Source organism: Bacteroidota bacterium, from assembly GCA_019637975.1.
Classification (GTDB): Bacteria; Bacteroidota; Ignavibacteria; order UBA10030; family UBA6906; genus CAADGV01.
In genome coordinates this window covers 1-20,601 of record JAHBUR010000019.1, presented here as the reverse complement: position 1 = coordinate 20,601, position 20,601 = coordinate 1, and the positions used below count along the sequence as shown (strand labels likewise).

Here is a 20,601-nt window from a genome sequence, read left to right as displayed (position 1 = left end):
TGCATGCACGAACAAACCCGAAAATACTGGCAGTACGAATATGATGTAGCGGCGAAGTACATGATTCCGCTGCTCGAACACTGGGGTTCGCCGGTGAAGGGGGCCTCCGTTATTGACGTTGGTTGCGGCGAAGGAGGCGGACTTTGCGCAATGTACGACGCTGGCGCCGTTCCCTGTTGCGGCTTCGATGTTGAGGTCGGACGTATAGATGCGGCCAACGAGCTAAAAGAACATCGCAACATTCCCCTTGCCATCGGTAACCTGTACGAGGATGAGCTGCCGTTCAGTACATTTCAGTACGACCTTGTTATCCTGCACGACGTGTTCGAGCATCTCGACAACAAGGATCAGGTGATGAAGAAGCTTGCAGCATACTCAAAACCGACGGGCAACATCATGATCACGTTTCCGCCGTACTATTCGGCGTACGGCGCGCATCAGCAACTGCTGAACACCTCGTGGGCGAAGTTGCCGTTCTTCCATCTTCTTCCGTTTGCCATGACGCAGGTTATCCCCCGTTTGAAAGGCGAGGAACAGTATTTTCTGGATGAGGTCAGGAAACTCGGCAGACTCAAGATGGGTATGAAGAAGTTCGAAGCAATCGTTGAACGCAACGGATTAACGGTATCCGGCAAGCAGGCGTATCTTATCAGCCCGAATCACATCCGGTTCGGGTTGAAGCCCATTCCCGCAGGTCAAGTTGCGGAGATTCCCGTGATAGGCGAAGTGGTCTGTACCGGAGTTGTCTATTTGTTATCCAAGACACAGGAGTAGATTTTATGCGGACATTGTACCGGATAGCAGGCGGAATTGTCTTTCTTGCTTTAGTGGCCTCCCTTTCACGCGTTAGTGCCTCTCAAGGGGGAGATGCAGTGGCGCTGACGGTACGCCTTGTTGATGGATCACAACTTGCCGGTACCGCGATTGTGACGAAATTGCATTTCAAAACATTGTATGCGATGTTCGACCTTGAACTTGAAATGCTTGAGCAGATTGAGATGGATACAGCGGGAAAGTTTGCACGTGTCCGGCTCACAAACGGCGATGTGCTGCAAGGCGAGTTCACCGCCCGATCACTTGACATCGAGACTATTCTCGGGAAACTGACCATCCGGTTCGAACATATTGCATCAATTGTAGTCAGCCCCGCAAACATTCATCAAGGTCTTGTAGCGCATTATTCGTTCGAAGGCGTTTCCGGCGATCGTGTCCCCGACAAAAGCAGCAGCGGACACGACGCCTTCATGCGCGGCTCCGGCATAACCCGGGCTGATCTTCCCGGCTTCTTCGAGTTCAGCGGTACTGACGGGTACATTGAGTCCCCCGACTCTCCCGGTCTGAACATGCCAGCGGGGATGTCGATTCTTTTCTGGATGAGTCCGGCGTCATGGGGAACAGGGAAGAGCAATGGCATCGTGAGCAAAAAGCAATCCGATCGCACACCCGGCTACGTTGTTTACAACGACGGGTATCTTCCACGTAAACTGAATTTACGCATCGAGGGAGATGCGGGTTCCGCCACTATGCTCCACTCTCACGCCGACGTGGATGCAGGGAGAATGCAGCATTGGGCAGTTACATACGACGCCGAGAAGCGTATGGTTCGGTGGTATAAAAACGGCAATCCGGACACATTATATGCCTCCGTGAGCGTCGGAGATATGACTAACGCAGTGCAGCTGCATGTCGGTCACGCACAAACTTGGGGCGGGTGCTTTCACGGAAGCCTCGGGAATGTGATGATCTTCAACAAGGCACTTTCTGCCGCAGAGGTGAAAATGATCTGTGACGTACAGAGGCCCGTGAAGTGACTACCGCTCCGTACGCGCGTGTGCTGATTATTCTCGTTAACTGGAACGGCAAAGCCGTAACTCTCGAATGCCTCGATTCGCTTGCGCAACTCACGTATCCGGATGTCGAGATCGTTGTTGTCGATAACGCGTCAACCGACGGCTCTGCGGATGAGTTCAGGAAGCATCACCCGCATGTTGTTCTTCTTGAACAGAAAGAAAACCTCCGTTTCGCGGGCGGGAATAATGTCGGAATCAAGTACGCCCTTGAGCAACAGGCTGACCTGGTGTGTCTGCTGAACAACGATACGACGGTTGACAAGGATTTCCTGAACCATCTTGTCTTTCGCATTCAATCGGAGGCGAAGATCGGAATGGTTGCCCCGAAAATATACTACCACGACGATCCGGCGCGCATCTGGTTTGCCGGAGGAGAAATCTCGATGTGGACAGGGACGATGAAGCATACCGGCATTCGTGAAATTGACAGCGGACAGTATGATACAACGCGTGAAATTGACTACGCTTCAGGCTGCTGTATTCTAACAAAACGGGAGGTTGTTGAGAAGATCGGTATGCTGGACGAATTGTATTTCATGTACGGGGAGGATGCGGATTGGTGCACGCGCGCACGGCGGGCCGGCTATTCCGTCTACTTCGAGCCGAAGGCGAGAGTCTGGCACAAGCTCTCGGTTGCCAGCGGCGGCCATCTTTCGTTCTTTAAAATGAAGAATAAATTCATCAGCAACTTCCGGTTCTTTCTCCGCTACTCGACATTGCCGCAAAAGCTCGTCTTCCCGTGGATGAACCTGCTGGTGAACGGTTGGGCAGGAGTCCGGTATCTTCTTACAGCGCGGCAGTAGCAGTGGAACTCGGAAAACATCTCAGCAAAGGCATTTGGGGGTTGGCAGACAAGGCGCTGCCCGTTGTGTACGGTGTGGCGTATGTTGTGCTCGTCATCCGCGTTCTGCCGGAGGAGGAGTTCGGAAACTTTGTCCTGATTCAGGAAATTTTTCTGATTGTCACCGGGCTTGCCATGGCGTTCGCATTGCAGCCGTTGCTGAAGTTCGCCGCCGAGGAGAATGCCGATCAGAAGAGCATCTTGAGTGCTGCGCTATTGTTAAATATTGTGTTCATCCTCGCGTTCTCGCTTGTCATCGTGGTTGTTGCCGATCCATTCAGTGAGTTGCTCAGATCCCCGAAGCTTGCGCCTCTGATGTTGTATCTTCCGGTGATGTTTGCCGCGTCGTTCGTGCGCAACTTCACGCTCGTCCTATTGCAGAGCCGGTTTCTCATCAAACAGGTGTTTTGGGTGGATTTTATCCATTTCATCGGCGCGCCGGCCTTGATTTACGCCTACTCAAAAATGAATCTGTTCGATACGGCCCTTGATCTGATTATGATCAACATCCTGTCGCTTTCCGCGTCGTCGTTGCTGGGGTTGTGGGTCTCCCGTTCGTTGATTCGCTTGCAGTGGCGGCCGGGGAAGGAAGAACTGGTCAAGGTGTGGGACTATGGCAAATACACGCTCGGCGGTTTGATCAGCTACATGGTGTACACCAAGGCGGATTCATTTATCCTCTCCGCGTTCGGCGGGCCGGTGCAAGTGGCGGTATATAATTCGGTCAAGATCTTCACGCGCATCTTCGACATGGTGGCGCAGGTATTGCAGATGTTTGTTCTTCCGGCAACATCCCTCCTTGCCTCGAAAGGAGAAACGAAGTCGCTCAAAGCGTTCGTGGAAAAAGCGCTGAACTTTTCCACGGTGGGCATGGTTCCTGTGTTTGTGTTGTTCCTGTTTTTCGCGCCGTTGCTTGTCGGGATCGTGTATCAGGGCCGCTATGCTGAGGCAGTACCAATGCTGCAGATTTTCGCTGTGTTGTCGTTTATTATCCCGGCGAGCGCTGTCGGTTCCAACACATTGTTGGGACTCGGCCACGCCCGCCTCGGATTCTACATCGGGTTGGCGCTTCTTGTCGCGTCGGTGGTGATTTACATGGTCTTCATTCCCTGGCTCGGTCCGCTCGGTGCGACTATTGGGTATGTGCTCTCAACTCTTGTGCTTGCATGGATGACAATTGTACAGATGAACAAATTCGTTCCCGTGACATTGAGGGAAGTGGGGGGCAGAACACGCGATATCAAGGCGTTTATCCGAACAAAGCTTAACGTCTGAGTAACCTGCATGATCATCGCATACGACGTCAGCCATTTTCGACAACAGCGTGCCGGCATCGGCCGTTTGGCGGTGATGCAGTTACAGGGGCTGCTTGCCGCCGATCGTCAACATACGTATCTGCTTCATGGGTGGGCTCCGGATTTGGATGTGGAGATGATCGAGTCACTCGTCACGCCCAACGCCCGCCTTTCGATTGCGAAAATTCCGGGAATCGTGAAACGCATGTATTGGAATTACCTGCGCGTGCCGCCCATTCAGACTTTCCTCGGTCGCTTTGATGTTTTTCACGGTGCCGAGCCGCTGTTGCCTCCGATTGGAAAAGGAAAGGCAATCATTTCGTTCAACGATAGCGCGTATTACAAGTTCCCCCATTTCTACAACAAAGCTACAGCAAGAAAGTGGAACTATCTCTACCGCCGCTCACTTCGGAGAGCAGACGCGGTAACAGTTCTCTCCGGGAACACCCGGGCCGATCTGATAGAAATGATGGACATGCCCGCAGAGAAGGTTCACGTCGTCCGTCCTCCAACTGATCCGGTGTTTACAAATATCCGATCCCCGCTTGATGAAAATCGGGTACGTGAGAAGTTCCATCTGACGACTCCCTTCATATTGTTTGTCGGGACACTTGAACCGCGGAAGAACATCCCGCGGTTGGTGAAAGCATTCGAGCTGTTTCAGAAGTCAATCAGTGACACCGTGTCCCTTGTTATCGTCGGCAGACGAGGATGGATGTATGAAGATATTCTCGCGGCGGTCAACACATCTTCCGTGCGGGACAGGATTCACCTGTTGAATTATGTTGCCGACGAGGATCTTGCTGCGCTGTACCGCATGGCGATGATGTTTGTCTTTCCCTCTCTTTATGAAGGGCACGGCTATCCGGTTGTGGAAGCCATGGCATCGGGCACCCCGGTAATCACGGCCAACAATTCTTCCCTCAAAGAGATCGGGGAAGGAGCTGCGTTACTTGTCGATGCGGAGAGTACCGCTGAGATCGGCAACGCTATACAACTTCTCCACCGCAACGAGGAACTGCGTCGTGAGCTTGCATTGAAGGGACTCGCTCGCGCCAAACGATTCTCGGTCGAAAACGCCGTTGATGCTATTTTGAAAGTCTATGATACGTTGGAGAAGTAACAGCGACTTCATCAAAAGGAGATAGAATGAAAAGTAGTCTGATCGAATTGGTATTGAGCGCCTATCATGCGTTAATTCCGCCGAAAATCGATCGGGAAATCAAACGAGCGCTGTCCCTTTCTCAACAGAATTTTCCGCAATCAGTTTCTCTTCCGAGGAATTATGGCAGAGGGATGACGGAGCGTGTTGTTGAATTGCTTGTCGCGCAACTGACATATCGGGCCGGAAAAAGAGTGTTGGATGTCGGTCATGCCAATATCATGAACGCCCACGCCCGTATGTTGAAATCTCTGCCGAGCCCGGTAGATATTACCGGAGTTGACATTGTTCCTGCGGGCGATGAGGTACGCCTGCTCTACACCAACTCGGTTGTTGCAAACATTGCCAAGACGGATTTTCAGGACGAGTCATTTGACCTCATATGGTGTATCTCCGCCCTCGAGCATTTCGGGATGGACAACTCCATCTACACAAGTGACTTCACCTTGGACAAGGAGATGGACAAGGCGGCGTTAAAGGAAATGATGCGCATAATTCGTGTCGGCGGAATGATTTACATAAGTGTTCCTTTCGGCAAGTTCGAGGATCATGGCTGGCTGCGCAATTATGATTCACTTCATTGGCAAGAACTGCTTGCCGTTGCCCGCAACTCATCCCACATTAACGAATTGTATTTCACGTACTCGGATGAATCCGGGTGGAGGCCCGCAAACCCTGACGAATTATACAACACCGGCTATTCCGATCATCAAAATGCAGGCGCTTCCGGACTTGCCGTTGCGTTGATTCAGAAAGAGAGATAGGTCACTATTCACCAGCTTCTTCGGGCACCACCCTTGTTACTTGACCATCGTCAATCCGCCCTGCAGACGCACAAACTCCACTTGACATTGGCATCTGCTTTTCCCTACATTTCATTGTCTCCTGTCTAGTTTGCTCCCCGCATTCCTCTCAACGGAGGCTTGAAGATGGATGTTAGACACCGTTCTTACCTAAGCGTCCCGTGGTCTGTTCTTTGCGCTCCATCTCGTCTCATGGGGCTTGATCATGCAACGCAACAGTTACCGCGCAACTTCATTTCATGAATCTGTCGAAGGAGGTAACCATGAAACGCGAAGTCATGTTCTCCCTGTTCTTTGTGTTGTTCTTTTCCTTGGCCTGCAATGACAGCGGCACGATGCCGGATCTTTCAAATCAGAATCAGCCTGCCGGTAATATGGTGCTGCGGTTTGCCAGTCCGCCTCCGGGAATTACCACTGTGGTTGCCACACTCTCCAGAGCGGGATATGCTGATCGTACGTTGAGTATGGCAATATCGGACTCCAGTGCGACCGGCAGTTTTGATGATGTTCCTGTCGGGCGTTGGCATCTTCGCATCGATGCTAAAGATACCTCGGGGATCGTTCGATACTCCGGTGAGACCGACGTAGACGTTTACCCGGGAGCAACGTCGAGCATTGCCCTACAATTGATGCCCACAACGGGGCGCATTGTTATTGTTGTCACGTGGGGCACACCAACGCAGGATCCATCCCTTTTGCTGTATTATCCGTTCAACGGCAACGCGAATGATGAGAGTGGCAACAATCATCACGGAGTTGTCAACAACGCGACCTTGGTCGCCGATCGATTTGGGAATCCGAACAGGGCCTACTCGTTCAACGGCTTCTCGGCATACATTGATGCGGGTCGCGATACAGCCCTGAATCCGCGAAATGCACTAACGATCTCTGTTTGGATCAAGTATAACGGCGGGTTCGACTATAGGCACATTGTGACGAGATGGGATGTAGTTGATGGAGTGGACGGGAGAACCTACGCCGTCGGGATTCACCCCACAAACAGGCTTCGCTTTACTATTTCTCGCGATGGCACAGATGCCGGGGCTGTTTCTATTCTTGATGCTGCATCACTTTCCGTAGCAGGCAGTTGGATCCATGTCGCTGCGACGTGGGACGGCTTGACGATGCGCCTTTACAAGAACGGAGAGCAAGTTGCAACCGGCTTTGCAAACAGCATTGCGCGCTCCCCCAACACGCGGACCGCGATCAGTGGAATTCTCGGTAGACTCAACGATCCTCCGAGCCACATGTTCAACGGAGCAATCGACGATGTTCGATTGTACAGTCGGGCTCTGTCGCAGCAGGAAATCCAGACCTTGTATTCTGATATGTAGCGCCATCTATTTCCAATTCTCGACAATCTGGCACAGGGAGGCTCTATGAAATCAATCATCATTTTTCTCATGCTCTTCATCTCTCCATTGGCCCTCATCGCCCAAACGCCCGCGCCGTTTGTCCTTGATGAGCACACCGTGGCGTTATGGCATTACAATGAAACCGGCGGTTCTTTCGTGCGGGATACTTCGTTGTTTGGAAATCACGGAACAGCATACGGGACTACGGTTACGAACGGACGTTTCGGCAATGCGCGTTCGTTCAACGGCACGTCGGATTTTGTTCATGTGAACAATCCGTCGAACGGTTCGTTGGGATTCGGAGCCAACAAGAGCTTTACGATTGATGTCTGGTTTAAAACCACAACGCAATTGGGTTGGCTGATCCGGAAAGGGTTGTCGCCCACAGCCGGCTACGGACTCGTTATCAAGGACGGATATTTGCAGGGCGAGCTCGGCAACAGGGAGGATAGCTTCTTTCCGGATACGCTCGTCAAAATCCGAAGCCAGCAACTTGTGAACGATGGTCAATGGCATCTCGCGACTCTGGAACGTGATCATCGAGCGGGAGAAATCCGACTATATGTCGACGGAGTGCTTGCAACATCACCCATCAACGATCCGATAATATTCCCGTTATCAAGCGATCGGCCATTAACATTCGGTAAGTGGGAAAACAACGTTCAGCCGCAGTACTTCAACGGAGTGATAGACGAGGCCCGCATTTCGAATGTTGCACGCTCCGCTCCGCCGGTTGTAAGCGACACGGTTGCTCTCTGGCATTATGATGAGTTCACCGGATCTCTCGTCGCCGACTCCGGTCCGTACGGCAACGACGGCAATGCATACGGGACGACAATCGTAGCCGGCGTCAGCGGCAATGCGCGGTCGTTCAGCGGTTCATACAACTACGTGTTCGTTCAGAATCCGGTAGGAATGAACTTTGACACTTCGCAGAGCTTCACGGTAGAGGCATGGTTCAAAACTACCCAGCAGGATACGGGTGAGATCATCCGAAGAGGGTTGGCTCCGCTTCCGGGATTCGCTTTGCGCATTCTGAACGGGAAAGTTCAAGGTATCATCGGCAATCGTGATGATACTCCATTTCCCGACACGCTATTGCGCATCACCAGCACGGAGTCATTTAACGATAATCAATGGCACAAGGCAACATTGATTCGCGACCGGTCTCTCGGGAGACTCTTCCTGTATGTTGACGGGTTACATGCTGCAACTCCGTTGAATGATCCTGTGACGTTTCCGTTGACGAATGCACGGCCATTGACAATGGGTAGTTGGGAGAATTTCGTTCAGCCGACATTTTTCCGGGGCGTGATCGATGAAGTGAGGATCATGAAGGGCGCCTTGCATCCTTCCAATCCCTTCGTTCCAACGATCGAAGTATCGCACACTTCCATTGACTTCGGTCGAATACTGCTTGGTTCGTACTCAACGATCAACCTTGTTGTCCGAAATACCGGCCTGCAAGATACTTTGCATTTTGGAACAGAAACAAACAACAATGTCTTCGAGGCCATTATACCGGTCACGTTCCCGGTACCGCCCGGAACTTCGCGTATCGTTCCTGTGACCTACACTCCGATTGCAGCACAGACAGACACTGGAACGCTTTCGATTCACAGCAACGACCCGAACCGGCCGGTTGTTCGAATCGCGCTCAGAGGTCAAGCGTTTGCTGCCGGCGATGCACCCGTGATCATGACCATCCGTGACGTTCCCGCCGATCAAGGAAAACAAGTCAGGATCATTTGGCATCCGAGCATTCATGATCGCATCGGGGACTCGATACAGGTGGTGCAGTACGGAGTATGGAGAAGAGTTGCCGGGAGCCCGGGTCTTTGGGATTTTGTTGCAACGATTCCCGCGGTCAGGTTCGAACAATATTCGTTTGTTGCACCAACCTTGTATGATTCGACTCGCTTTGGAGGAATGCATTGGTCGGTATTTCGCGTATCAGCACACTCGGTGAACAATGTGCACGTCTTCTTCTCGGATCCTGACAGCGGCTATTCGGTGGATAACATCTCTCCGGCGCCGCCGGCGAATCCGTTTGCAGTTGCCGGAGTTGGGCAGGTGAATGTCGGATGGGATCAATCACCGGAACCCGATGTGATGGGCTATTGGGTGTATCGTTCGGCAGCAGCAAACTTCATTCCTGCGGCGTCAAACAGAATTGGAACTGCAACGGGCAACGCGTTTGTAGACCTGAATGTCTCCGGCAGCAATCGCTGGTACTATCGAGTCACGGCATTTGACTCTTCAGGGAATGAAAGTGTATCTTCAGGTGAGGTTTCGGTGATATTAACGGGTGCCGGCGGCGGACAACCGCTTCCGACTGAGTTTGCATTGTATCAAAATTTTCCGAATCCGTTCAATCCGTCAACGACAATCAAGTACGATGTTCCGGAGCCTTCGTTGGTAAGAATTGCGGTGTACGACATGTTGGGGAGAGAGGTTGCCGTTCTCGTTGATGAAATGCGTCTTGCAGGACGGCATCAGGTCTCATGGAACGCTGCTCATGTTGCATCAGGCATGTATGTTTACCGGATGCAGGCCGGCGGATTGTCGGTGAACAAGAAACTCGTTTTTCTCAAATAGCATTACCGCATGTCCGTCACGAAGCGCGTTCTCATCTATTCAGAATACTGGTCAACTCGTGGCGGCGGCGAGAAGTACATGCTGGCAATTGGTGAGACGCTGCTTCGCGCCGGCTACGAAGTTACACTCATCGCGCAAACGGCATCCTTCGACAAGGATGCCGTTTCCCGTTATTTCAAGATCGATATCGAAGCTGCACGCGTCCATCTTGTTGATGGCGATTTGAACATGCTGCGGCAACACGCGGAGGAAATGTCGGGCGGTTTTGATGTTTGTTTCTATATCACCAACTACCGCTTTTTCCGTTCCCGCGCGCATCAGACGTTTGCCGTGCTGCAAATCCCTTACGGACACATTTCGCGCGTCACAATTCTAGTGAGGATGTTGAAGGGGGATTTGAAAGAGGCGGCAAAAGACTTCCTTCGTCGCGATCTTCTGAAACGCTTGCACGAAACACAAGCTGTTCTTGTCTATTCAAAGTTCGTCAGTTACTCGCTCAACATCATTCACGACATTCCCTCAACAATTCTCGAACCGGCAATTGATGATTTCCTCGTCGAGGGAACCCCGAAGGAACGCGTCATCCTCAGCGTCGGCAGGTTCTTCCGCGGTTTGTACAACGACAAGCGGTACGATATTCTCATCGAAACATTTAAGCAATTATACAAGCAATTGCCGAACACTACCTGGCAATACCGGCTTGTCGGCAGTTGCGGATCAGATGAAGCGTCGCAGAGGTATCTTGACGAATTGCGTGCCGCGGCAGACGGGCTTCCCATCTATTTTCACGTCAATACTCCATACGAAGATCTGAAGCGACACTACAACGAGGCAACGATTTTCTGGCATGCAGCCGGATTCGGCGTTGACGAGCAGAGGCATCCTGAGCGTGCGGAACATTTCGGCATGTCCACCATTGAGGCCATGTCGGCGGGTTGTGTTCCTGTCGTCGTCAACCGCGGCGGGCAAAAAGAAATTGTTTCGCACGGCAAAACTGGCTATCTTTGGAGCAGTGTGGACGAACTTGTGGAGCATAGTCTCAGCCTCATCGCCGACCAGCCGCTTCTCTCCTCCATGCAAACCCATGTGAGAGAACGATTTAGAGACTTCGGAAAAGACCGGTTTGTGCGGAAACTTCTCGCCATTCTGGAACCGTAGCTTCGTCGTTGAGAATCTGCCCTGCGTTGCTCCACTCTCACTGTAAATGCACCAACTGAATGCAAGGATAGCATGGCAAAAGCAAAGAAGACCTCGCCCCTCCGCGAACAGCCGCAACGCTCAATCTTCTCATCGCTCTCACCCGTGAAGCAGGATCTCCTTTGTGTTGCGTTCCTGTATCTGATTACGCTTGTCTTGTTCAGAGGAATCGTGTTTGATGATGGCGCGTTCTCAACCGGCGGCGATACGGCAAATGCCCTGACGTATGAAAAAGTCGGGAACACGATTGCAGAGACAGAAGGCGTTGACCCGCTATGGATGCCTCATTTCTTCAGCGGGATGCCAACGTTCGGCAATGTGCATTACCTGCCGCACGATGTCAGCTATGCCCAGAAAATCGTTGTTGAGATTCTCGACCTCCTGTACATGAACAGAAAGTGGAGTTGGTTTGCCGTGTACTACTTCTTCTGCGGCGTGTTCATGTTCATGTTGCTGCGCGTATGGAAACTCTCCCGCGTTGCAGCCCTGCTCGGGGCAATTGCATTCATGCTCAGCCCCTACGGTATAGCTCTCGCGGCTGAAGGTCACGGCTCGAAACTGATGGCGTTAAGTTATCTGCCGCTCGTGTTTCTGTTGACGCACCAAGTTTTTGAGCGGCGCGATCTTCTCAGTTTCGGTTTGTTGTGCGTCGGCATCGGAACGTTGTTGCTTACCAATCACTTGCAGATTGTCTACTACGTTTTGATGGTGTTGGGATTCTATCTCCTCTATCACATCATCAGGGATTTCAAAGAGAACAAGCTGCTGATTCCCAAGAAGACGGCTCTCTTCGCAGGGGCAATGGTTGTCGGGTTGTGCATTTCATCGTACATCTACCTCTCGGTGTATGAGTACGCCCAGTATTCGATACGCGGCGGCGGAACAAAGGGCGCTACCGGAGGACTTACGTGGGAGTACGCAACCAACTGGTCGTTCAATCCGGCTGAGTTGTTGACACTTCTTGTTCCGTCGTTCTTCGGCTTTTCCAGCACGTATGTGCACAACTGGCAAGGACAGCAAATGGGGCTGCCGCTGTACTGGGGAACGATGCCATTCAATACCTCGACGGTGTATGTCGGCATTGTCCCGATTCTTCTCGCTGTCATCACGTTGGTGTACAAGCGGAATACAAAGACTCTCTTTTTTGCTCTCCTGACAGTACTCGTGTTACTCATGTCGTTCGGGAAACATTTCGGGATTTTCTATGAGTTGCTGTTCAATATGTTGCCGTTCTTCAACAAATTCCGTGCGCCCGCAATGATCTTGCATCTCATCGCGTTCACGTTTGCTGTTCTCGGCGCGTTCGGGTTCCACTATTTGTTGGAGGAGATTTCAAAGGACTTCAACAGAGAGAAGTTCAAAAGGGGATTGTACTACACGCTCGGTGTGCTCGGCGTTGTGTTTCTTGCCGCACTCACGATGAAAGCCTCATTCTTTGAACTGTTCGGTTTCACGTTCACGCGGGAGGGTGAAAGCTACGGAGCACAAACAGCCCAGATTATCGGAGAGTTCAAGAGAATCCGCTTTGAGTTGCTGTGGAACGACTATGTAAAATTCGTTTTGCTTGCCGGCGCGGCAATCGGGAGCATCATCCTCTACATCAACAAAGCAATCAGAGAAGGATTGTTTGCGGCATTGATCATCGGTATTTTGTTGGTAGATTTGTTTATCATCGATGCGAAGTTCATAGACCCGCAGCCGCAGGCAAATCTTGAAGGAAGTTTCCAGCCGAGCCAGACAGTTGTGTTTCTCTCGCAAGAAAATGAGAGATTGAGACGGCAGAACGAATGGTTCAGGGTATTTCCATTGGGTGAATTGTACCAGGAAACGTCATATCAATATCACGGCCTTCATTCTGTCGGTGGCTACAGTCCGGCCAAGTTGAAAATTTATCAAACGGTTGTTGATTCGTGTTTGTACAACGGGTGGGATCCGGCCTTTCCCGTAAACATGAATGTGGTGAACATGTTGAGTGCCCGATATCTTGTTGCAAAAGGACAGTTGCCGGATGGATTTGCTCTTGTACACACCGATGCGGGGCGCGGAGTGTTGACCTACGAAAATCGTGATGCGCTGCCGCGAGCATTCTTCGTGAAGAACGCTGTTGTTGCAAACGATGACAGCGAAGTTTTCCGGTTGTTGAACTCGGGAGAATTTAATCCGGCATCGACGGGCATTCTTCAGGCCCCTCTCAATAAAGACATTCATCCGCCTGACAGTTCTGCAAGTGTTCAGATCGTTGATTTCAAGTCGCGGAACATTGTTCTGAAGACGAAGAACGCATCGCAATCATTGATGGTATTGAGTGAGATTTACTATCCAGCCGGATGGAACGCATACATCGACGGAGTTCAAACCGAGATCCATCGGACGAATTCTATTCTGCGCTCCGTGATCGTGCCGGCCGGGGAGCACGAGGTTGTGTTCAAGTTTGAACCGACGGTATACCAGCTTGGCTGGACGCTCTCAAATGCAGCATGGGGTGTTGCTGTTCTTTGCGTTGTTTTCGGATTATTGAGAAATCCCTCCATTCGTGCCCGTTTCGGGAGAGATCATAAGGAGCAGGCAAAAGCTCAAAGTTGATTCTATGCTCCCGCTTCTCTATATTGCATGTGCTTCGCATTGGCTTTTCTCCGAAGAAGTCTTTCGGATACATGATTTTCCATCACCACAAGGAGAGAATCACACATGTCAGACCTGTCATTAGACGCGCTTGGGATGGTTGAAACCAAGGGTCTCGTCGGCTCGATTGAGGCGGCTGACGCAATGGTAAAAGCCGCCCGCGTAACACTGATCGGTAAAGAAGTTATCGGGGGCGGGTATGTTACCGTGATGGTGCGTGGCGACGTCGGCGCCGTGAAGGCGGCCACCGATGCCGGAGCAGCGGCAGCGCAGCGTGTGGGCGAGCTCGTTTCCGTTCACGTGATTCCGCGTCCGCATTCTGACGTAGAGATGATTCTCCCGAAGCGGCCCGCAACAAAGTAATCCCGAAGTGGATGTTTCTGCGCCAGTCTTGAGCAATCAGGGCTGGCGTCTTAGTCATGGGCAATGATGATGCTTGAATACGCATTAGGCATGGTTGAAACACGCGGGCTTGTCGGATCGATTGAGGCAGCCGATGTTATGGTGAAGACGGCCAACGTGCGAATCCTCGACTCCGAGTACATTCGGAACGGTTTCGTAACCGTGAAATGTATCGGCGAGGTCGCGGCAGTAAAGGCGGCTGTCGATGCCGCGGCAGCGGCAGCTCAGCGGGTTGGCCATCTCATTGCAACGCATGTCATTCCGCGTCCGGCCGAGGAGATTGAATCCATCCTGCGAGGCTCGTCCCCCAAAGCAACCGCTCCGGCAACGAATCCGGCACCCGAACCCAAACGTTCCGTCGTTGAAACAATCGACATGTTTGTGGCAAGCAGCGATGACGATGAGTACAAAGAACAACTGGACGCAATGACTGTTCACCAGCTCCGGACTCTTGCGCGTGAGGTTGGCGGACTGGGTATCGCGGGACGGCAAATCTCAAAGGCCAACAAGAAGCTCCTGATTGTTGAGTTGATGAAGAAACGAAAGGGCGCATAGTACCGCCTTGCATTGACTAACTCCATCGGACACTCCCGGTGGAGTTTTTCCATTCCTGACCATGAAATCCCGAAGCGTTCATATTATTCTTGCCACAACATTGTTTGCCCTGCTCCTCTGGTTTTCCGTCAGCATGACTGACCAATACCAGATTCAGGTTACCGCTCCGCTTGTTGTTCGGGGCATTCCTGCCGGCAAAGCAATCAGCAATCCGTTGCCCCGGTCCGTCCGGCTGACCTTCAACGACTACGGATGGCGGCTGGCGAAAGTCGCATGGGGAACGGGAGTGGAGTGGGTCATAGATCTGGATGCCATGCCGCTCAGGCAACACGCGTTGACACTGCGCGATTTTGGCGACCAAATCAGCGGACGTCTCGGCGTGTTGCCCATCTCGATGTTTCCCGAGACCTTGCTTGTTTCGCTGGACACGATTACAACGACCCGTGTAGCAGTTCATGCGCGGTATAGTGCAACATTCCGCGAAGGATTTGCACAGGTTGGACAGACGGCGGTTTCTCCGGAAAGTGTGACTATAACGGGCGCATCGCGTTTGCTCCAACACATGCGGTCATGGCCGACGGCCTCAAGAACATTTGATCAACTCAGGCAGGATATCGAGGTAACCGTTCCGATATCCGATTCGATTCCATCGCTCGTATTCCACCCAGATCGCGTTCAACTGCGTATTGATGTGCGGCAGTTTGCGGAGAAGACGTTTCCAGGCCTTCCGGTCGAAGTGCTGTCCCTGCCACAGAACAGGGAAGTGATTCTCGAAACTCCCCGTATTGATATCGTGGTGAGAGGGGCAATAGACCAGCTTGCGGCGCTCCGCCAGAACAACATTCGGGTGACCATTGATTATCGCGAAATCCTTGCCGATACCAGCGGCGTTCTCGACCCGGTCGTCACGCTACCTCCGGATATGCGTGTAGTGAAGAAATCGCCCGAACGTATGAAGTATGTTGTACGAAAGAAGTAATAACCAGAGTCTAAAGGAACCCATGCCATGAGATTGACGATCAATATCGATCATGTTGCAACAATTCGGGAAGCACGAGGCGGAGTGGAGCCCGATCCGGTAACGGCCGCGGCAATCTGCGAATTGGCCGGGGCCGACGGGATCGTCTGCCATCTCCGCGAGGATCGAAGACACATCAACGACCGCGATGTTCGTGTGCTGCGCGAAACGATAAAGACAAAACTCGATCTCGAAATGGCCGCAACAGAAGAGATCATCGGCATCGCGATTGAAACGTTACCGGAGCTTGTGACGCTCGTTCCGGAGAAGCGTCAGGAGTTGACAACTGAAGGAGGGTTGGACGTTCGCGGGAACAAGAACTACCTGAGAGACGTCATCGAAGAATTCCATAAACACGACATCGAAGTGAGTGTGTTCGTCGATCCGATTGCCGAACAGATCGGCGCCGCACATGAAATCGGGTCGGATATGATCGAGATTCATACCGGTGAGTTTGCAAACGCCAGAACGGAGAAGGAACAGCGCGAGTTGCTTGACGTTGTGAAAAAGGCGGCCCAACTCGGCAAGGAGTTGGGACTTGCGGTTAATGCGGGGCATGGACTGAACTATACAAATATCATTCCCTTCCGGTCAATCGGGGAAATAGACGAGGTAAGCATCGGTCATGCAGTGATATCCCGCGCCGTTTTTGTCGGGATTGAGCGGGCAGTACAGGAAATGCGAAGGTTGGTTCAGTAAAGTCTTGCGTGCAAATCAAAAAGCCCTCCTGTGAGAGCTTTTTTACGTCCGGGATCGACATGCGTTAATCACGCAATTCCAGTTTTCGTATCTCGTCCCGGAGGGTTGCCGCCTTCTCGTAGTTCTCTTTCTCGATGGCTTCTTTGAGCTGCAGGTTGAGCTGTTCAAGCTTCGTCATTTTCGTGGGCGGCGAAGCGGATTTTGATCGCGGCTGACGTGCATGCGGCAATCCCTCCTCTTCCTCTTCTTCCGGTATAAACGCGGCCTCCTCCATAACCGGAGCGGCCACAAATATTTGTACGCCGTAGCGGACGGCAAGAGCAATCGCATCGCTCGGTCGCGAGTCGATCAGTTGGCTGTCGATGTTGAGCTTTGCGTAGAAGGTGCCATCACGCAATTCATCAATGACAACATCGGAAAGCTCCGCGCCGAAGGATGAAATAATGTTCTTCATCAAGTCATGTGTCAGGGGGCGCGGTGGTTTGATGCCCTCCATTTCCAAAGCGATGGATTGCGCCTCCGACGCGCCGATGATGATCGGCAGCCGCCGGTTTCCGTGAACCTCCTTCAGGATGAGGGCGTACGCTCCGCCGCTGGCAGGATTTGTCGAAAGACCGAGTATGTCAACTTGCACCTTGTCCACTACCAATCTCCATTCAATCGTTCAGGTTCTACGTTCCATATAGAGAAAAACCCAGTAACAATCAAGATGAACCGTTACCGTAACCTACGCGCCCAATGCTCTCTTGAACTCGGCGGTCAATTCCGGCAGAATCTCGAACACATCGCCGACAATTCCGTAGTCGGCAATCTGAAAAATCGGGGCATCCTTGTCCTTGTTGATTGCAACAATGCACTTTGATGACGACATCCCCGCGAGATGCTGCACAGCCCCCGAGATGGCGCAGGCAATATACAACGACGGGGCGACCGTCTTTCCTGTTTGACCGACCTGTTCATCGTGGGGCCGCCATCCCGCATCGACTACTGCACGCGACGCTCCCACAGCGGCGTTCAACACGTCGGCGAGATTTTCTATCAGATGCCAGTGTTCAGGCCCTTTGAGCCCGCGGCCTCCTGAGACAATAATATCCGCTTCCGTTACATCGGGGCGGCCTGCTGCAACTTTCACTTCTTTTGCCACAGTCTTCAAATCATCGGGCTGCAGCGACACACTGACTTTCTCAATGGTTGCCGAGCCCTGCGAGGGCGTTGCCGTGAACACATTCGGCCGCAGTGAGAACATCTTCACCGGTGTAGTCACTTTCACATCGAGCAACGCCTTGCCTGCGTACACAGGTCGCGTGGCAATAACATCAGCGCCCTCCACCTTGAGTGCAACGCAATCGGAGGCAAGCCCTGCCCCGAGTTTTACCGCAATGCGCGGGGCAATATCTTTACCCATCTGGCTGGCGGCCAAGAAAACGATATCTGCCCCGATGGTTTTTGCGACATCGGCAATGACCTTTGCATAGGCACCGTTGGAATGTTGTGCAAGAGCAGGATCCTCTGCAACAATCACTTTTCCCGCGCCATAGTTTCCTAACTCACCGGCAATACCCTCAACACCGCTTCCGATAACAAGGGCAACCAATTCGCCGTTCAGCTCGCCTGCAATCTTCTTCGCTGTTTGAACTGTTTCAAATGTCGATTTTCTGAACTTACCATCCCGTTGTTCGGCAAATGCTAAGATTTTCATTTCTCTTCCGTTTCCAATTTGAGTGGTTAGATGACTTTTGCTTCCTCGTGCAGGAGACGTACGAGTTCGGGAACTGCGGATTTGTCCGTGCCGACGATCTTTCCGGCGGCTTTTGCTTCAGGTTTACGAAGTGCAATCGACTCGACGCGAAGCTCTCCGGCTGCAGCAGGTTTCTCCTGGATGGGTTTCGTCTTGGCCGACATTATCCCTTTCAGGGACGGGTACCGCGGTTCGTTCAAGCCGCGCTGGGCTTGAATGACGCACGGAAGCGACGTTTCCACAGTCTCATGTCCGCCTTCGATTTCCCGCTCGCAGACAACCTTTCCGTTGTCGATCGTCAGTTTGACAACAACGGAGACGGACGAGATCCCGAGAAGTTCTGCGACCATTGTTCCCACCTGAGCATCATCATAATCGATGGATTGTTTTCCGAAAAGAATAATGTCGGGAGACATGGCTTTGAGCTCTTCCGCGAGTCCCTTTGCCACCCCGAAGGAATCGCGCACAGCATCATCTTTCAGGAGAATGGCCTTCTCGACCCCCATAGCAAGCGCTTTGCGAAGAGTTTCCTTGTGTGCGTCACTTCCGAGACTGATCACAGTAATCTCGCCGCCGAATTTTTCCTTCAGCCGCAATCCTTCTTCAACAGCGAACTCATCGTAGGGGCTGAGCATGAAATTGACGCCCGTCTTGTCGATGCTTCTGCTGTCCGCGCCAACTTTGATTTTCGTTTCCGTATCGGGAACATGATTTACACAAACAACAATCTTCATCAATCCTCCAGGGTATGTTGGGTGAATTGGGATGGAATTCGGGGAGAACGGATATTGCAATGCTCAATATACTGAAAGGCGAGAAGAAAGACAATTGACTCTCACGCGTTTTTTGCGTAAGTTGACTCACAATTTTTCACCAGTTGTAGTTCACCTAAGGAAGCAGAATGGCAAATCATCCATCAGCAGAAAAACGGGCTCGCTCATCGAAACGCAGAGCTGAACGTAATGCATCGGCGAAATCCAGAATGCGTTCGGCAATAAAAAAACTGCGCGGAACGAAGGACAAGACGGAAGCCGCCGCCGAACTGAAGAAGACCGTGAAGCTGCTCGACCAGCTTGCAGCAAAGGGCGTCATCCATAAGAACAATGCAGCAAACCAGAAATCAAAACTGACCAAATTTGTCAGCGCCAAGAAGTAACGCTCACAAACACGCCGCAAACAAGAAGAGCCCCGCTGTTGCGAGGCTCTCGTGTTTCCGGCGCTTCCGTGTCACTCCTTCTTTTTGAGTTCCAACAGCTTTTCCAGTTCAGCAATCCGTTGAGTGTAGTGTTCGTCGGGTGTTCTGGAAGCCAACTCCTTGTATGCCGCGATTGCCTCGGCATAGTTTCCCTGCTTGACAAAAATCTCGGCCATTGTCGACGTAGCGAACGTGACATTGTTCGGAGTCGGCGGGGGAGGGGGTGGTGACGAGGCGTCGGATTGAATTCTCTTGACGTTCCGGAGCTTCTTGGTGAGAATGTCGAACGCAGTTTCTTCGTTTACTTCTTCCGGTTGCGGTGGAGGCGGCGATTGCGGTCCGGTTGCTTCGGTCCGGCGCTGCTCTTCCATTTGCCTTTGCAGTTCTTTCTGCAACGCCTCATCCAACTTCTTCACAAAAGAGAGCAACGTGGGGTTGTCGGGGAGGCGCTTCAGTGCCTCCTGATACTGAGCGGAGGCATCCCGCTTTTTCCCGATCGCTTCGTAACACTTGCCAAGAACAAGGTAGCCTGTCGCGTAGGCCGGGAATACCCGTATGCCGGCCATGCACAACTCCATTGCATGCTGCACTTCGTTGTTCTGCAGAAGATTTGCCGCTTCACGCGCAAAGGATGCAGAGATATTGATCGGACCCGGCATAGGAGTGTTTTTATCTCAGGTGGCGGCCCACAACCGCGTGTTTAATGGACAGTGTAGCGGTGAACGAAAACCCGAGCAAGAACAACAACTGGAACGGAACCGCCGCAAGCTCAAGGAAATACAACGAAGAAAGCACGCCAAACAAGCAGTACACCGCAAGCACAATCTCAATCAAAACCGTCGAGCTGATCTTCACGGGAACATACTTTTTGTCTGTCCAGGAATCCTTCTTGTCCTTGATGTTGTACTTCGGTGTGCGAACAAACTCGCTTTTCTTTTTGAATAACCCTTCGATCACAGCCCGGCTGTTGTTCACGGCGAAGCCCATGCTGCCTGCCATAAACACCGGGAACAAGAACAACCGTCGTTGCCAATCGGGGTACACATCTTTTTGCGAGAAAAGGTAGAACAGAAACGACCCGATGAAGGCAAACACGAACACCGACATAAATACAAAATACTGATCGTGCAACCCGGCATGCTTGATATGCACGAGCGGAACGTTCAGAATTCCCGCCAACACGATAAAGGGAAAGACAAGATTGTTTGTCAGATGGAATGTCGCATGAATCTTTATCTTCAACGGGAGCTTCGATCTCCAAACCTCGGGCA

General features: G+C 52.0%; 20 protein-coding genes. 15 read left to right on the top strand and 5 right to left on the bottom strand.

Annotated elements, in window-relative coordinates:
* Nucleotides 1-3: 3 nt before the first annotated feature.
* The 14 genes from KF749_11465 to KF749_11400 all read left to right on the top strand — a co-directional run bounded on the left by KF749_11465 (nucleotide 4) and on the right by KF749_11400 (nucleotide 16,397).
* Nucleotides 4-774, top strand: a complete 771-nt coding sequence (locus KF749_11465) for a class I SAM-dependent methyltransferase (protein MBX2991769.1) — start codon at nucleotides 4-6, stop codon at nucleotides 772-774.
* Nucleotides 775-779: 5 nt separating this feature from the next.
* On the top strand, nucleotides 780-1,811 hold the full coding sequence (locus tag KF749_11460; protein ID MBX2991768.1) for a LamG domain-containing protein: 1,032 nt from the start codon (nucleotides 780-782) through the stop codon (nucleotides 1,809-1,811).
* On the top strand, nucleotides 1,808-2,653 hold the full coding sequence (locus KF749_11455; protein ID MBX2991767.1) for a glycosyltransferase family 2 protein: 846 nt from the start codon (nucleotides 1,808-1,810) through the stop codon (nucleotides 2,651-2,653). The genes KF749_11460 and KF749_11455 overlap by 4 nt, the downstream gene beginning before the upstream one ends.
* 2 nt (nucleotides 2,654-2,655) lie before the next feature.
* Nucleotides 2,656-3,966 carry an oligosaccharide flippase family protein gene (locus tag KF749_11450; GenBank protein ID MBX2991766.1) on the top strand — a complete coding sequence of 437 codons (1,311 nt, stop codon included), beginning with the start codon at nucleotides 2,656-2,658 and terminating at the stop codon, nucleotides 3,964-3,966.
* A 9-nt stretch (nucleotides 3,967-3,975) separates the two neighbouring features.
* Nucleotides 3,976-5,109 carry a glycosyltransferase family 4 protein gene (locus tag KF749_11445; protein MBX2991765.1) on the top strand — a complete coding sequence of 378 codons (1,134 nt, stop codon included), beginning with the start codon at nucleotides 3,976-3,978 and terminating at the stop codon, nucleotides 5,107-5,109.
* Nucleotides 5,110-5,135: 26 nt separating this feature from the next.
* Entirely contained in the window at nucleotides 5,136-5,912 is a 777-nt protein-coding gene (locus tag KF749_11440) for a methyltransferase domain-containing protein (protein ID MBX2991764.1), read from the top strand.
* A gap of 302 nt (nucleotides 5,913-6,214) precedes the next feature.
* Nucleotides 6,215-7,285: a LamG domain-containing protein gene (locus KF749_11435; GenBank protein MBX2991763.1), complete on the top strand. Its 1,071-nt coding sequence runs from the start codon at nucleotides 6,215-6,217 to the stop codon at nucleotides 7,283-7,285.
* Between the two features lie 45 nt (nucleotides 7,286-7,330).
* Nucleotides 7,331-9,904: a T9SS type A sorting domain-containing protein gene (locus KF749_11430; protein MBX2991762.1), complete on the top strand. Its 2,574-nt coding sequence runs from the start codon at nucleotides 7,331-7,333 to the stop codon at nucleotides 9,902-9,904.
* Between the two features lie 9 nt (nucleotides 9,905-9,913).
* Nucleotides 9,914-11,062: a glycosyltransferase family 4 protein gene (locus tag KF749_11425; GenBank protein MBX2991761.1), complete on the top strand. Its 1,149-nt coding sequence runs from the start codon at nucleotides 9,914-9,916 to the stop codon at nucleotides 11,060-11,062.
* Between the two features lie 72 nt (nucleotides 11,063-11,134).
* Nucleotides 11,135-13,684 (top strand): YfhO family protein, encoded by a 2,550-nt coding sequence (locus KF749_11420; GenBank protein ID MBX2991760.1) that lies wholly within the window; start codon nucleotides 11,135-11,137, stop codon nucleotides 13,682-13,684.
* Between the two features lie 114 nt (nucleotides 13,685-13,798).
* Entirely contained in the window at nucleotides 13,799-14,086 is a 288-nt protein-coding gene (gene eutM, locus KF749_11415) for an ethanolamine utilization microcompartment protein EutM (GenBank protein MBX2991759.1), read from the top strand.
* Nucleotides 14,087-14,155: 69 nt separating this feature from the next.
* On the top strand, nucleotides 14,156-14,680 hold the full coding sequence (locus KF749_11410; protein ID MBX2991758.1) for a BMC domain-containing protein: 525 nt from the start codon (nucleotides 14,156-14,158) through the stop codon (nucleotides 14,678-14,680).
* Nucleotides 14,681-14,741: 61 nt separating this feature from the next.
* Nucleotides 14,742-15,659 (top strand): hypothetical protein, encoded by a 918-nt coding sequence (locus KF749_11405; GenBank protein MBX2991757.1) that lies wholly within the window; start codon nucleotides 14,742-14,744, stop codon nucleotides 15,657-15,659.
* Between the two features lie 27 nt (nucleotides 15,660-15,686).
* Nucleotides 15,687-16,397, top strand: coding sequence for a pyridoxine 5'-phosphate synthase (locus KF749_11400; GenBank protein ID MBX2991756.1), 711 nt, complete (start codon nucleotides 15,687-15,689; stop codon nucleotides 16,395-16,397).
* A gap of 64 nt (nucleotides 16,398-16,461) precedes the next feature.
* Here the strand turns inward: KF749_11400 and KF749_11395 are convergent, their stop codons facing one another.
* The 3 genes from KF749_11395 to KF749_11385 all read right to left on the bottom strand — a co-directional run bounded on the left by KF749_11395 (nucleotide 16,462) and on the right by KF749_11385 (nucleotide 18,869).
* Nucleotides 16,462-17,040 carry a bifunctional nuclease family protein gene (locus KF749_11395; GenBank protein MBX2991755.1) on the bottom strand — a complete coding sequence of 193 codons (579 nt, stop codon included), beginning with the start codon at nucleotides 17,038-17,040 and terminating at the stop codon, nucleotides 16,462-16,464.
* An 84-nt stretch (nucleotides 17,041-17,124) separates the two neighbouring features.
* Nucleotides 17,125-18,096 carry an electron transfer flavoprotein subunit alpha/FixB family protein gene (locus tag KF749_11390; protein MBX2991754.1) on the bottom strand — a complete coding sequence of 324 codons (972 nt, stop codon included), beginning with the start codon at nucleotides 18,094-18,096 and terminating at the stop codon, nucleotides 17,125-17,127.
* Between the two features lie 26 nt (nucleotides 18,097-18,122).
* A complete protein-coding gene (locus tag KF749_11385) occupies nucleotides 18,123-18,869 on the bottom strand; it encodes an electron transfer flavoprotein subunit beta/FixA family protein (GenBank protein ID MBX2991753.1) in 747 nt (248 codons plus the stop codon).
* A gap of 167 nt (nucleotides 18,870-19,036) precedes the next feature.
* On the opposite strand from KF749_11385, the gene rpsT reads away from it, so the two are divergent.
* A complete protein-coding gene (gene rpsT, locus KF749_11380; GenBank protein MBX2991752.1) occupies nucleotides 19,037-19,291 on the top strand; it encodes a 30S ribosomal protein S20 in 255 nt (84 codons plus the stop codon).
* A gap of 71 nt (nucleotides 19,292-19,362) precedes the next feature.
* Here rpsT and KF749_11375 read toward each other — a convergent pair whose 3' ends face one another.
* Nucleotides 19,363-19,989: a tetratricopeptide repeat protein gene (locus KF749_11375; GenBank protein MBX2991751.1), complete on the bottom strand. Its 627-nt coding sequence runs from the start codon at nucleotides 19,987-19,989 to the stop codon at nucleotides 19,363-19,365.
* Nucleotides 19,990-19,999: 10 nt separating this feature from the next.
* Nucleotides 20,000-20,601 (bottom strand): glycosyl transferase family 2 (locus KF749_11370; GenBank protein MBX2991750.1); only part of this gene is annotated, 602 nt, incomplete at its 5' end.

Excerpts from the sequence above, each read along its gene's own strand:
- KF749_11465 (MBX2991769.1), top strand. The coding sequence starts at position 4 with ATGCACGAACAAACCCGAAAATACTGGCAGTACGAATATGATGTAGCG.
- KF749_11460 (MBX2991768.1), top strand. The coding sequence starts at position 780 with ATGCGGACATTGTACCGGATAGCAGGCGGAATTGTCTTTCTTGCTTTA.
- KF749_11445 (MBX2991765.1), top strand. The coding sequence starts at position 3,976 with ATGATCATCGCATACGACGTCAGCCATTTTCGACAACAGCGTGCCGGC.
- KF749_11440 (MBX2991764.1), top strand. The coding sequence starts at position 5,136 with ATGAAAAGTAGTCTGATCGAATTGGTATTGAGCGCCTATCATGCGTTA.
- KF749_11435 (MBX2991763.1), top strand. The coding sequence starts at position 6,215 with ATGAAACGCGAAGTCATGTTCTCCCTGTTCTTTGTGTTGTTCTTTTCC.
- KF749_11430 (MBX2991762.1), top strand. The coding sequence starts at position 7,331 with ATGAAATCAATCATCATTTTTCTCATGCTCTTCATCTCTCCATTGGCC.
- KF749_11425 (MBX2991761.1), top strand. The coding sequence starts at position 9,914 with ATGTCCGTCACGAAGCGCGTTCTCATCTATTCAGAATACTGGTCAACT.
- KF749_11420 (MBX2991760.1), top strand. The coding sequence starts at position 11,135 with ATGGCAAAAGCAAAGAAGACCTCGCCCCTCCGCGAACAGCCGCAACGC.
- KF749_11410 (MBX2991758.1), top strand. The coding sequence starts at position 14,156 with ATGCTTGAATACGCATTAGGCATGGTTGAAACACGCGGGCTTGTCGGA.
- KF749_11405 (MBX2991757.1), top strand. The coding sequence starts at position 14,742 with ATGAAATCCCGAAGCGTTCATATTATTCTTGCCACAACATTGTTTGCC.
- KF749_11400 (MBX2991756.1), top strand. The coding sequence starts at position 15,687 with ATGAGATTGACGATCAATATCGATCATGTTGCAACAATTCGGGAAGCA.
- KF749_11390 (MBX2991754.1), bottom strand. The coding sequence starts at position 18,096 with ATGAAAATCTTAGCATTTGCCGAACAACGGGATGGTAAGTTCAGAAAA.
- KF749_11385 (MBX2991753.1), bottom strand. The coding sequence starts at position 18,869 with ATGAAGATTGTTGTTTGTGTAAATCATGTTCCCGATACGGAAACGAAA.
- rpsT (MBX2991752.1), top strand. The coding sequence starts at position 19,037 with ATGGCAAATCATCCATCAGCAGAAAAACGGGCTCGCTCATCGAAACGC.
- KF749_11375 (MBX2991751.1), bottom strand. The coding sequence starts at position 19,989 with ATGCCGGGTCCGATCAATATCTCTGCATCCTTTGCGCGTGAAGCGGCA.